This window comes from Kitasatospora sp. NPDC032121 (genome assembly GCF_055580145.1).
In genome coordinates, this window is sequence record NZ_JBVILX010000003.1 from 25,380 (window position 1) to 36,692 (window position 11,313).

The window sequence follows — 11,313 nt, forward strand, 5'->3', positions numbered from 1 at the left end:
GACATGTACCGCACACTCGGGATCGACCTGGGTACCACCAACTCCGTGGTCGCCCACCTGCGCCGGGGCGAGCCGGAGATCATCTTCAACCGCCAGAACCAGGAGGCCACGCCCTCCGTGGTCGGCAGCGGCCGCAAGGGCGAGCTGCTGGTCGGCTCCACCGCGCGCAGCCGGCTCGCCATCGACGGCGCCAACGTGATCCGCTCGGTCAAGCGCTTCATGGGCCGCAAGTTCAAGGACCCGCAGGTCCAGGCGGCCCTGAAGGAGGTGGACTACAAGGTCACCGCGGGCACCGACGGGGACGTCAACGTCTGGTTCAACGGCCGCTCGTACACCCCGATCGAGATCTCCGCGATCATCCTGCACCGCCTCAAGGAGGACGCCGAGCAGCGCTTCGGCGAGCCCTTCCACCGGGCCGTCATCACCGTCCCGGCGTACTTCGGCGAGCGGCAGGTCGCGGCCACCCAGGAGGCGGGCCGGATGGCCGGCCTGCACGTGCTGCGGATCATCAACGAGCCGACGGCCGCCGCCCTCGCGTACGGCATCACCTCCGAGGCGGGCGACGAGGGGAAGACCGTCCTGGTCTACGACCTCGGTGGCGGCACCTTCGACATCTCCATCCTGCTGCTGGTGCCAGGCTCGGTCTCGGTGCTCGGCATCGAGGGCGACAACCTGCTCGGCGGCGACGACTTCGACCGCGGGATCACCACCGCGCTGCTGGAGGACATACGCGAGGAGTACGGCGCGGAGTACCAGCCCGACCTGCGCGACCGCCCGAAGATCGCCGCCACCGCCGAGACCATCAAGATCGAGCTCTCCAACCAGGAGTCCTCCGAGGTCATCCTGCCGGGCCTGGGTGCCGGGCAGCTGGTGCTGGAGACGGAGTTCGAGCGGGCCCGGTTCGAGGAGCTGATCGAGGGCCGGATCGAGCGGACCATCGAGCTGACCCACAAGGCCATCATGCAGGCCAACCTGACCGTCGGGGACATCGACGAGGTGGTGCTGGTCGGCGGTTCGACCGCGATCCCGCTGGTCGCCCGCCGGCTCGGCGAGGTCTTCGGCCCGCGCCGGATCAGGCGCGGCGTCAACCCGATGCAGTGCGTGGCGCTCGGCGCGGCCGTGCAGTCCGCGCTGGTCGGCGAGGTGGAGTGCCCCGAGTGCCGGGCCCCCGGCGACCTGTCCGCCTCCAGCTGCGCCAACTGCGCCACCACCCTGCTCGGCGGCGCCCGGGTCTCCTGTCCGACGTGTCACATCCCGGTCGACGCCGAAGCCGCCGCCTGCCCCAAGTGCGAGCAGGTGCTGGACGGTTCGGGCGCCACCGGCACCGGAGCCACCGGAGCCACGGGAGCCACCGGAACCGGCCCGGGAGGCACGACGGCCCCGCAGCGGACCGAGGCCACCGCCGTGGTGCACGGCGGCAACTGCCCGCGCTGCGGCACGCCGGCCGCCCCCGGGGTCACCGCCTGCGAACTGTGCGGCGAGCCGCTCAACTCGGCCGCCCCCGGCCGGACCAGGGTGGCCACCGCCGCCGCCGAGGACGTCGGCCTGCGCTGTGCCTCCTGCGGGGTGGTCAACCCGCCCGGCTGCGAGGTCTGCCCGGGCTGCGGCGAACTGGCGCAGGTCACCAACCCGTTCGACATCACCCCGAAGAACCTCGGCATCGAGCTGAACGACGGCCGCCTCGCCGTCATCATCCCCAAGAACAGCGGCTACCCGACGAGTTCGCCGGTCAGCCGGGAGTTCGTGGTCTCCGGCAGCGGGCGCCAGCGGTTGGAGATCGCGGTCTACGAGGGCGAGCACGAGATCGCCCAGCAGAACGAGCTGATCGGCCACCTCACCCTGCGGCTGCCCGAGGGCCTGGGCGGCCGCACCCCGGTCGAGGTCTCCTTCGGCCTCGACCGGGACCGCACCATCACCCTGTCGGTGCGGATCCAGGGCGGCGCGGAGAAGACCGTCAAGCTGGAGCGGGTCACCCTCGACCCCGAGCTGAAGGTGCAGGTCGAGGAGCAGCAGCGGCAGATCGAGTCCTTCACCGACCGCTGGGGCAGCGAGCTGACCGAGGCCGAGCGGCGCGAGGCACAGCGGCTGATGGACACCCTGGACGACCTGGCGGCCGGGCAGACCCGCGGCCAGTCGGTGGACGCGGCGCTGGAGCGGGCCCAGCAGCAGCTCAAGGCCCAGCGCTGGGTGCGCGGCTCCGAGGCGTACCTGAGCCTGTTCATCCACTACTGCGAGAAGCACCTCGACCCTAGCGACCTGGACCGGCTGCGCTCGGTGGCCGCCGAGCTGCGGCTGCGCCGCGAGGCCGCCGACTGGGAGGCTGCGGTGCGCGCGGCCCGGAAGGCGGACGAGCTCTGCGACTCGCTCGGGCACACCATGCGGATGATCACCATGTGCAACGTGTACGTGACCCAGAACATGGTCTCGCCGGCCCTGGCCCAGCTGATCATGGCCGAGCTGCGCGGCCTGGACGCGGCCGTGGAGGCGCCGAACATGGCGGAGGTCAACACCCACATGTCGAACCTGCTGGCCCTGTACGCGCAGGCGCAGCGGGAGCTGGGCAGCGAGTCGGCCCCGGAGCCGCTCGGCCCGGTCCGCCCGGAGGAGGCGGGGCCGCGATGAGCGCCGCGGACGCGCCGGAGGCCCCGGGCGTCCTGGGCGCCCTGGCCGCGCCGGACGCCCCGGAGACCCTGGAGGCCCTGGACGTGCCGTGCCCGCTGTGCAGGGTGCCGGCGGACCGGCAGACCCTGCGCTGCCCCTCCTGCAGGGAGGACCTGTCGGTGCTGTTCCGGCTGCGTTACGCCGGTCGGATCGACTACAACCGGGCGCTGGCCGCCCTGGTGGCGGGGGAGGAGGGGCTCGCGCTGGGGCTGCTGCACCGCGCGGTGGCGGCCGAGCCCGGGCTGCGTCCGGCCCACGAGCTGCTGGGATCACTGAGCGTGGCCGGTCCCGAGGGCGCGGCGCCGGCGGGGCGGGGGGAGGGACGGGAGGCGGACGCGCCCTAGAACGGGTCAATCCGGCGTGCGGCGGGGTGGATCGCTTGTGATCGTGGGCGAGTGTGATCGTCACACTTCGAACCGCCATGCTCACAAGGAGCGACGCAATGCGTATGCGTACCACCCTCGCCGCCACCGCCCTCGCCGCGGTGACGGTCCTCGCCGGTGCCGGGACCGCCTCCGCCGGCGACGCCACCGCCAACGGCATCGCCGCCAACTCGCCCGGCGTCCTGTCCGGCAACCAGATCCAGGTGCCGATCAACCTGGAGGCCAACATCTGCGGGAACTCGATCGACATCATCGGCCTGGTCAACCCGGCCTTCGGCAACATCTGCGTCAACGAGTGACCCCGCGCGCTGGGGCCGTCCGTCGAAGCCGACGGGCGGCCCCAGCGCCGTGTCCGCACCCCCGTTCGGGGGTGGCGGCGCGGGGTCGGGGCGGGCGACCATGGTCCCTGACCCGCACCGCCGTCCCCGGGAGCCAGCCCGTGCCGACCACGCCGACCCCACGCAGCTACGCCTCCGGCACTGCGGACGTCCCGCTGCTCGGTGACACCATCGGGGAGAACCTCGACCGCGCGGTGCGCGCCTTCCCCGAGCGCGACGCCCTGGTCGACCGGGCCACCGCCCGCCGCTGGACGTACGCCGAACTCGCCGCCGACGTCGACGCCCTGGCGCTCGGCCTGCTGGAGCTCGGGATCGCCAAGGGGGACCGGGTCGGCATCTGGGCCTCCAACTGCGCCGAGTGGACGCTCACCCAGTACGCCACCGCCAAGCTCGGCGCGATCCTGGTGACGGTCAACCCGGCCTACCGGGCCCACGAGTTGGAGTACGTGCTGAACCAGGCCGGCATCCGGCTGCTGGTCGCCGTCGAGCGCTTCAAGACCTCCGACTACGCCGGAATGATCGAGGAAGTCAGGCCCCGCTGCCCGGAGTTGGAGCGCGTCCTGCTGATCGGCAGTCCGGACTGGGACGCCGTGACCGCCGCCGGAAGGCGCGCCGACCACGCCCGACTCGCCGAGCGGCAGGACGAGTTGGCCCCCGACGACCCGATCAACATCCAGTACACCTCCGGGACGACCGGCTTCCCCAAGGGTGCGACACTCTCGCACCACAACATCCTCAACAACGGTTACTTCGTCGGCGAGTTGCTCGACTACACCGAGCAGGACCGGGTCTGCGTCCCGGTGCCCTTCTACCACTGCTTCGGCATGGTGATGGGAAACCTCGCCGCCACCTCGCACGGCGCCTGCATGGTCATCCCCGCCCCGTCCTTCGAGCCCGGTGCGACCCTCGCCGCCGTCGCCGCCGAGCGCTGCACCTCGCTGTACGGCGTGCCGACCATGTTCATCGCCGAACTGGCCGACCCGGACTTCGACCGCTACGACCTCACCAGCCTGCGCACCGGCATCATGGCCGGCTCGCCCTGCCCGAGCGAGGTGATGAAGGAGGTCATCGGGCGGATGGGCATGGCGCAGGTCTCCATCTGCTACGGCATGACCGAGACCTCGCCGGTCTCCACCCAGACCCGGGTCGACGACCCGGTCGAGCGCCGGGTCACCACGGTGGGCCGGGTCGGCCCGCACCTGGAGGTCAAGGTGGTCGACCCGGCCACCGGCCGTACCGTCCCGCGCGGCGAACCCGGCGAGCTGTGCACCCGCGGCTACTCCGTCATGCTCGGCTACTGGGGCGAGCCCGACCGCACCGCCGAGGCCGTCGACGCCGCCCGCTGGATGCACACCGGGGACCTCGCGGTGATGGACGAGGACGGCTACCTCGCCATCACCGGCCGGATCAAGGACATGGTGATCCGCGGCGGCGAGAACCTCTACCCGCGCGAGATCGAGGAGTTCCTCCACACCCACCCGGACATCCTGGACGTCCAGGTCATCGGCGTGCCCGACGCCAAGTACGGCGAGGAGCTGATGGCCTGGATCCGGATGCGGGAGGGCGCCGAACCGCTCACCGACGAGGCCGTCCGCGCGTACTGCGCCGGCCGGCTCGCCCACTTCAAGATCCCGCGCTACGTGCACGTGGTCGAGGAGTTCCCGATGACGGTCACCGGGAAGATCCGCAAGGTCGAGATGCGGGCGCAGGCCCAGCGGATCCTGGGGCTCTGATCACGGGGCCCTGACCCCGAGGCTCCGGCGGATCCACCCGTTCGGCCCTTCCCCCGGGCGGGTCCAGGGAGCGCAGTGGCCCACCCGGCGGGAGAGTGTGATCATGCCCCTCGACGTCACAGTGGAACGCCTGATCCCCCTCCCGCCGGCTACCGTCGCCGCCTACGCGATGGACTGGCGCCACGACTCCGAGTGGACCCGGGGCATCCGCACCGCGGCCCTCACCCGGGAGGCCGACACCGGCGGCTTCGGCGTGGGCGCCGAGGTCACCCGGACCGCGCACTTCCTCGGCAGGTCCTTCCGGTACGTGCTGCGCGTGGCACTCCACCGCCCGCCGACGGTGCTCGACATGGTCTCCGTCTTCGGGCCGATGCCCATGCGCGTCACCTACACCTTCGAACCCACCCACGCCGGCACCTTCGCCCGCATCCGCGTCCGCGGCGGCCCCCTCCTGGTCGCCCCGCTGATGTCCTGCCAGGTGCGTGCCGCCCTCACCGCGGACCTGCGCGCCCTGGAGGCCCGGCTCAGCGGGTGACCGCTGCCGTTCCCCTCCCTCCGGCGCCGACACCCTGGCCCCTTCCACCCCCGCCTCCTCCCTCACCTCCCCGCTGACCAGGGGTTTCCTCGGTTCCTCGGCCCCGCACCCCCTGTTCCCCTCCCTCCGGTAGGGTGCGCCGACACCACAGCCGGATCGAGAGAGGTACAGCGCATGAGTTCGTCGCCGACGGTGGCCGCCCCGGGGGAGCTGCGGCGGCACCTGGGGGTGTTCGACGCCGTGGTCATCGGGCTGGGCTCGATGATCGGCGCGGGCGTCTTCGCCGCGCTGGCGCCCGCCGCCGGGGCAGCGGGCTCCGGGCTCCTGGTGGGCCTGGCGCTGGCCGGCGTGGTGGCGTACTGCAACGCCACCTCCTCGGCGCGGCTCGCCGCCCGCTACCCGCAGTCCGGCGGCACGTACGTCTACGGCCGGGAGCGGCTCGGCGACTTCTGGGGCTACCTGGCCGGCTGGGGCTTCGTCGTCGGCAAGACCGCCTCCTGCGCCGCGATGGCCCTCACCGTCGGCTCCTACGTCTGGCCCGGCCAGGCCCACGCCGTCGCGGTCGCCGCCGTGGTGGCGCTGACCGCCGTCAACTACGTCGGCGTGCAGAAGGCCGCCTGGCTGACCCGGGCGATCGTGGCCGTCGTCCTGGCGGTGCTCGCCGCCGTGGTCACCGCCTGCCTGGCCGGCGGCGCGGCCGACACCGGCCACTGGGCCGTCGGTGCGGACGCCGGCTTCCACGGCGTGCTCCAGGCCGCCGGCCTGCTGTTCTTCGCCTTCGCGGGGTACGCCCGGATCGCCACCCTCGGCGAGGAGGTCCGCGATCCCCGGCGCACCATCCCCCGGGCGATCCCACTCGCCCTCGGCATCACCCTGGTCGTCTACGCCGCCGTCGCCCTCGCCGTCCTGGCCGTCCTCGGCCCCGACCGCCTCGCCCACAGCACCGCTCCGCTGGCCGACGCCGTCCGGGCCGCAGGAGCGCCCGCCCTCGTCCCGGTGGTGCGCGCGGGTGCGGCGGTCGCCGCCCTCGGCTCGCTGCTCGCCCTGATCCTCGGCGTCTCCCGCACCACCCTGGCGATGGCCCGCGACCGCCATCTCCCGCACCCCCTCGCCGCCGTCCACCCCCGCTTCGGCGTCCCGCACCGCGCCGAGCTGGCCGTCGGCGCGGTGGTGGCCCTCGCCGCCGCGCTCGGCGACCTCCGCGGCGCGATCGGCTTCTCCTCCTTCGGCGTCCTCACCTACTACGCCGTCGCCAACGCCTCCGCCTGGACCCTCACCCCCGCAGAGGGCCGGCCCCCGCGAGCCGTCCCCGTCCTCGGCACGGCCGGCTGCCTCGTCCTCGCGTTCGCCCTCCCCGCCGGCTCCGTCCTCTGGGGCGCCGCCGTCCTCGCCCTCGGCGCCGCCGCCTACGCGGCACGCAAGGCTCTGACCCGCCGCGCCTGACCCCCGGGAACACGAACGGCCGGCGAGGGCTTGCTGCCCTCGCCGGCCGTCGACGTCCGTGACGACTACCGCGCGCCCCACTCCTGGTCGGTCGGCACGATCTCGCGGCCGAGCGGCATCAGCGAGACCGGGATCATCTTCAGGTTGGCCCACCCGAAGGGGATGCCGATGATCGACAGGAACAGCGGGATGCTCGTGATCAGGTGCCCGAGAGCCAGCCACCACCCGGCGAACACCAGCCAGATGACGTTCCCCACGCAGGACGCCGGCCCCGCGTCCGGCCGTTCCACCGCCGACCGTCCGAACGGCCACAGGATGAACCCGGCAAGCCGGAACGACGCGATGCCGAACGGGATCGTGATGATGAGTACGCAGCAGATGATTCCGGCGAGCAGGTAGCCAAGAGCCATCCAAATGCCGCAGAAAATAAGCCAGATGACATTGAGGATGAACCTTATTGCACTCATGCTTGCTACCTTCTCACGGCTGATGGCGTTGCACTACGACCGTGCCATGCCCGTCGGCGAGCGTGTTCACGCCCTTAGGGGTCGTTCCTCAGGGGCCGGTCCGGGTCACCGCCCGGGACCGGGCCCCTTCCGGTTCCGGGAACCGGCCGCGGCGGGTGGCCCGGTGCCGCGGACGACCTCGGGGAGGCGGTCGTCCGCCTGCTCACCGAAGGCCTGACGGACACCTCCGTCCGCACTCCCGGAAAAGCAATGTGCGGGGCATGTTCGCCATGCCCCGCACATCCGACGTGCAGGAGCCTTCTCCCGGAGGCCGCTATTCCTTTCCGGGGGCCGTTCTGCTCCAGAGGATCTCGAACTCGTCGGAGCTCAACCGATCCTCCTCTTCGAATTCCCCCGGCAGCAATTTCGACTCGGTCAGGAGCGGGCCGATGTCGTCATCGAAGTCCTCCCTGGAGGAGAGCCACCTGTCGCCGACGTTCGACACCTGTCGAGTGGGGAATCCGTCGGTGAACTCGATGTAGATGACTGCGTCGTTTCCGTGCCAGGTCTCGAGCGAGGTCTTGAAGTAGTCCTTCGCCACCGCTGTTCCTCCGAGAATGGGGTGGTGCCGCTTCCGGTGATTCTTCCGGTCACGACGTCCGGCAACGGCACCATCACCCGGATCCCGGGCGCCCGGACGTCGGCCTGGCAGGCCGCCGACCGGTGGAAGCTGACCGGCACCGCCGACAGCATTCGCAGCAACGACCTGCCGCTGACCGGCGGGGCGGCGATCGTCTCCGACCCGGTCCGCGGCACGAACACCCGGGGCGTCGGACCGGGTACTCCGTGTGGTCGGGGACCTGGACGAGACCATCGAGATCATCCGGTCGACGATCTTCGGGCTCCGCGCGCGCGAGGAACGCGCCGGGCAGGGCCTGCGGGCCAGGGCCATGCGGACCGTCGAACGGGCGCAGGCGGTCCTGGGCTACCCGTCCCGGCTGAGCTTGGAGGGCCTGCTGGACACCGACGTCCCGGCGGAGGTCGCGGAACACGTCGTGGCCGTCCTGGGGGAGGCGCTGAGCAACGCCGCCCGGCACGCGAAGGCGAACCGGGTGGAGGTCGCGCTGCACGCCACCGGACAGCACGTCGTGCTGACGGTGCAGGACAACGGCGTCGGCGTCCCCGAGCAGGGGCGGCGCAGCGGCCTTCGCAACCTCGCCGAGCGGGCGGAAGGCCTCGGCGGCGTGTTCGAGGTGATCAGCCCGACCGGGGGAGGCACGCGGCTGACCTGGTCCGCTCCGCTGGGGTGAGGACCGGCCGGCCCCGCCCGCGGGCCCGGTCACGCCCTAGCAGGAGGGTGAACCGGGCAGGGAACGCCCGGTCACCAGTTCCGGGTGGATGCGGATGGTCACGTGGCCGGCGGCCGGTTCCGGGGGCGGCGCGGGCACGACGGCGGGAACGGGGCGGCCGTCCGGGACATCGGAGGTGACGTCCGCCCGGCCGAGGACGGTGACGCTCCAGCCGCTGCCGTCGGTCTCGCTGAGTTCGCTCACCTCGAAGGCGACCACTGCGTCGGCGACCGCCCGGGCGATCTCGGAGTCGGCGTCGGCGCGGAGCAGGACGCTGCCGTCCGCCGCGATCCGGTAGCGGACCGGCATGACGGCCGGCAGCGCACCAACGGTGTAGACCAGTCGGCCGACGGCAGCCCCGCCCAGCAGGGCCAGGCACTGCGGCTCGTCCAGTGGTGTGAATTCGGCGGTCATGGCATCCATGCTCGGCGGGGGCACGTCCTTCCGCGAGGGGCTGATGGTCCCCCCGAAGGCCTCCGGGTGGTCCCCGGACACCGGGTGCTTTCGGCCCGGGCGCGGGTGCCGGCAGACAGCCCGGCCGCTCAGACGATCCGGCGGATCAGACGGTCCGGCGGGCCGACTGCGGGTCCTGGCCGGTCAGCACCTGGTTGGCGATGATCGCGGCCTGGACCCTGCGCTCCACACCGAGCTTGGCGAGCAGCCGGGAGATGTGGTTCTTGACCGTCTTCTCGGCGAGGTAGAGCCGCTGGCCGATCTGCCGGTTGGTCAGGCCCTCGCCGACCAGGGCGAGGATCTCCCGCTCGCGGTCGGTGAGCTGCGGGAAGTCGGACGGCTGCTGGGCCGCGGCCTCACCGCGCAGCCGGGCCATCAGCCGGGTGGCGGCACCGGGATCGAGCATGGACTGCCCGGAGGCGACCGTGCGGACCGCGGAGACGAGGTCGGTGCCGCTGATCTGCTTGAGGACGTACCCGGCCGCGCCGGCCATGATCGAGTCGAGCAGGGCCTCCTCGTCGTCGAAGGAGGTGAGGATCAGGCAGGCCAACTCCGGCATCCGGGAGCGCAGTTCGCGGCAGACGGTCACGCCGTCGCCGTCGGGAAGCCGCATGTCCAGGATCGCGACGTCGGGGCGCAGGGCGGGAACGCGGATGAGTGCCTGCGTCATCGTGGAGGCCTCGCCGACCACCGTGAAGCCGGGCTCCGCGTCCAGCAGGTCGTGCACACCCCGCCGGACCACCTCGTGGTCGTCGAGGAGGAACACCTTCACCGGCTCGCCCGCGTCGGCCACCGTGTCGTCCGCCATCACCGCTCCGTGCTCAGCCCGCCCCCAGGGGCAGGTCGTACAGATCTCACCGCAGTGTGCCGGACAGCGGGGCGCGCCGGTAGGGCCGGACGGCCCTACCGCACGACCCAAGGCGCTGCCGACGGCGGGACCGGGACCCAGGGCGCTGCCGACCGGCCGCGGGACCGGGACCCAAGGCGCTGCCGACGGGACCTTCAGCCCTCGGCCCGGCGGACCGGCGCGCGGCAGTCTGAAGCCCACCCGGAAAGGAACTCCGATGACCCGTCTGCAGAGCCGTCCCGCCACCGACGTCCTGGTGACGACCCGTGGTGAAGTCTCCCTGGCCGCACCCGAATACGCCCGGACCAAGCTGCTCGCCGTACTCGAACGCCTCGACGAGCCCGTTCTCTCCGTCCGGGTGAGGCTCACCCAGGAGCCCAACCACGCCGTGGCCAGGCCGTCGACCGCCCAGGCCACGATCGACCTGAACGGCCGTCCGGTGCGCGCCCACGTCGCCGCCGCCACCATGCAGGAGGCCGTCGACCTGCTCCAGGACCGGCTGAACGCCAGGATCGCCCGGGTCCGGGCCCACCGGCACCAGCACCGCCACCACGCCGGCCCGTCGGCGGCCGCCGGGCGCGAACACCGGCCGCAGCGCCAGGCGTTGAGTGCCGAGGAGCGCCGCATCGTGCGGCACAAGAGCTACAGCCTCGCGCGTCAGACCACGTGGGCGGCGGTGTACGAACTGGAGGCGATGGACTACGACTTCCACCTGTACACCGACGCGGTGACGGGCTGCGACAGCGTCGTCCACCACGACGGCGAGACGGGGGTGTACCGGATCGCCTCGGCCGGAGCGGCGCCCGAGGCCGAGCCGGGCATCTCGGTGAGCACCCACGCGGCGCCCGAACTCACCGTCGCCGCCGCCGTATCGCGGCTCGACCTCAGCGGCCTGCCCTTCGTGTTCTTCACCAACAGCGAGACCGGGCGCGGCAACGTGCTGTACCACCGGTACGACGGCCACTACGGCGTCATCACTCCCGCGCAGTAGCCGGCGCGAGCCGAGCCGGCGCGAGCCGAGCCGGCGGGGCCGCCCCGGCCGCGTCGGGCCGGTCCCGTCCCGGGTCGGTCCCGGCCCGATCGTCAACGGCCCGCCACCGAAGCCACGGTGGCGGGCCGTTGACG

The 11,313-nt window shown here is 72.6% G+C and carries 11 protein-coding genes and 1 pseudogene; 8 read left to right on the forward strand and 4 right to left on the reverse strand.

Annotation, left to right across the window (positions count from 1 at the left end; all coding sequences use genetic code 11):
- Window positions 1-3: 3 nt before the first annotated feature.
- The 6 genes from ACZ5OX_RS11190 (at window position 4) to ACZ5OX_RS11215 (ending at window position 7,093) form a co-directional block, all read left to right on the forward strand.
- Window positions 4-2,622 carry an Hsp70 family protein gene (locus tag ACZ5OX_RS11190; protein WP_465629648.1) on the forward strand — a complete coding sequence of 873 codons (2,619 nt, stop codon included), beginning with the start codon at window positions 4-6 and terminating at the stop codon, window positions 2,620-2,622.
- Window positions 2,619-3,005 carry a hypothetical protein gene (locus tag ACZ5OX_RS11195; RefSeq protein ID WP_465629649.1) on the forward strand — a complete coding sequence of 129 codons (387 nt, stop codon included), beginning with the start codon at window positions 2,619-2,621 and terminating at the stop codon, window positions 3,003-3,005. Before ACZ5OX_RS11190 ends, ACZ5OX_RS11195 begins: the two co-directional genes overlap by 4 nt.
- Window positions 3,006-3,103: 98 nt before the next feature.
- Window positions 3,104-3,343, forward strand: a complete 240-nt coding sequence (locus tag ACZ5OX_RS11200; RefSeq protein WP_465629650.1) for a chaplin — start codon at window positions 3,104-3,106, stop codon at window positions 3,341-3,343.
- Window positions 3,344-3,483: 140 nt separating this feature from the next.
- Window positions 3,484-5,115 carry an AMP-binding protein gene (locus ACZ5OX_RS11205; RefSeq protein WP_465629651.1) on the forward strand — a complete coding sequence of 544 codons (1,632 nt, stop codon included), beginning with the start codon at window positions 3,484-3,486 and terminating at the stop codon, window positions 5,113-5,115.
- 103 nt (window positions 5,116-5,218) lie between these two features.
- A complete protein-coding gene (locus ACZ5OX_RS11210) occupies window positions 5,219-5,650 on the forward strand; it encodes an SRPBCC family protein (protein ID WP_465629652.1) in 432 nt (143 codons plus the stop codon).
- A gap of 174 nt (window positions 5,651-5,824) precedes the next feature.
- Window positions 5,825-7,093: an APC family permease gene (locus ACZ5OX_RS11215; protein WP_465629653.1), complete on the forward strand. Its 1,269-nt coding sequence runs from the start codon at window positions 5,825-5,827 to the stop codon at window positions 7,091-7,093.
- Window positions 7,094-7,158: 65 nt separating this feature from the next.
- On the opposite strand, the gene ACZ5OX_RS11220 is transcribed toward ACZ5OX_RS11215, so the two are convergent.
- On the reverse strand, window positions 7,159-7,560 hold the full coding sequence (locus ACZ5OX_RS11220) for a YccF domain-containing protein (protein WP_465629654.1): 402 nt from the start codon (window positions 7,558-7,560) through the stop codon (window positions 7,159-7,161).
- 313 nt (window positions 7,561-7,873) lie between these two features.
- Complete coding sequence (locus ACZ5OX_RS11225; protein WP_465629655.1) at window positions 7,874-8,140, reverse strand: hypothetical protein; 267 nt, start codon at window positions 8,138-8,140, stop codon at window positions 7,874-7,876.
- 202 nt (window positions 8,141-8,342) lie between these two features.
- Between ACZ5OX_RS11225 and ACZ5OX_RS11230 the strand changes: the two are divergent.
- Window positions 8,343-8,849 (forward strand): annotated as a pseudogene (locus ACZ5OX_RS11230) (sensor histidine kinase); the annotation flags it as partial.
- Between the two features lie 36 nt (window positions 8,850-8,885).
- On the opposite strand, the gene ACZ5OX_RS11235 reads toward ACZ5OX_RS11230, so the two are convergent.
- Complete coding sequence (locus ACZ5OX_RS11235) at window positions 8,886-9,302, reverse strand: pyridoxamine 5'-phosphate oxidase family protein (protein WP_465629656.1); 417 nt, start codon at window positions 9,300-9,302, stop codon at window positions 8,886-8,888.
- 145 nt (window positions 9,303-9,447) lie between these two features.
- Entirely contained in the window at window positions 9,448-10,149 is a 702-nt protein-coding gene (locus tag ACZ5OX_RS11240) for a response regulator (RefSeq protein ID WP_465629657.1), read from the reverse strand.
- 256 nt (window positions 10,150-10,405) lie between these two features.
- On the opposite strand from ACZ5OX_RS11240, the gene ACZ5OX_RS11245 reads away from it, so the two are divergent.
- Window positions 10,406-11,179, forward strand: coding sequence for a ribosome hibernation promotion factor (locus ACZ5OX_RS11245; protein ID WP_465629658.1), 774 nt, complete (start codon window positions 10,406-10,408; stop codon window positions 11,177-11,179).
- Window positions 11,180-11,313 lie beyond the last annotated feature (134 nt).

Coding starts and splice junctions, on each gene's coding strand:
- ACZ5OX_RS11190 (WP_465629648.1), top strand. CDS start 4: ATGTACCGCACACTCGGGATCGACCTGGGTACCACCAACTCCGTGGTC.
- ACZ5OX_RS11195 (WP_465629649.1), top strand. CDS start 2,619: ATGAGCGCCGCGGACGCGCCGGAGGCCCCGGGCGTCCTGGGCGCCCTG.
- ACZ5OX_RS11200 (WP_465629650.1), top strand. CDS start 3,104: ATGCGTATGCGTACCACCCTCGCCGCCACCGCCCTCGCCGCGGTGACG.
- ACZ5OX_RS11210 (WP_465629652.1), top strand. CDS start 5,219: ATGCCCCTCGACGTCACAGTGGAACGCCTGATCCCCCTCCCGCCGGCT.
- ACZ5OX_RS11215 (WP_465629653.1), top strand. CDS start 5,825: ATGAGTTCGTCGCCGACGGTGGCCGCCCCGGGGGAGCTGCGGCGGCAC.
- ACZ5OX_RS11220 (WP_465629654.1), bottom strand. CDS start 7,560: ATGAGTGCAATAAGGTTCATCCTCAATGTCATCTGGCTTATTTTCTGC.
- ACZ5OX_RS11235 (WP_465629656.1), bottom strand. CDS start 9,302: ATGACCGCCGAATTCACACCACTGGACGAGCCGCAGTGCCTGGCCCTG.
- ACZ5OX_RS11240 (WP_465629657.1), bottom strand. CDS start 10,149: ATGGCGGACGACACGGTGGCCGACGCGGGCGAGCCGGTGAAGGTGTTC.
- ACZ5OX_RS11245 (WP_465629658.1), top strand. CDS start 10,406: ATGACCCGTCTGCAGAGCCGTCCCGCCACCGACGTCCTGGTGACGACC.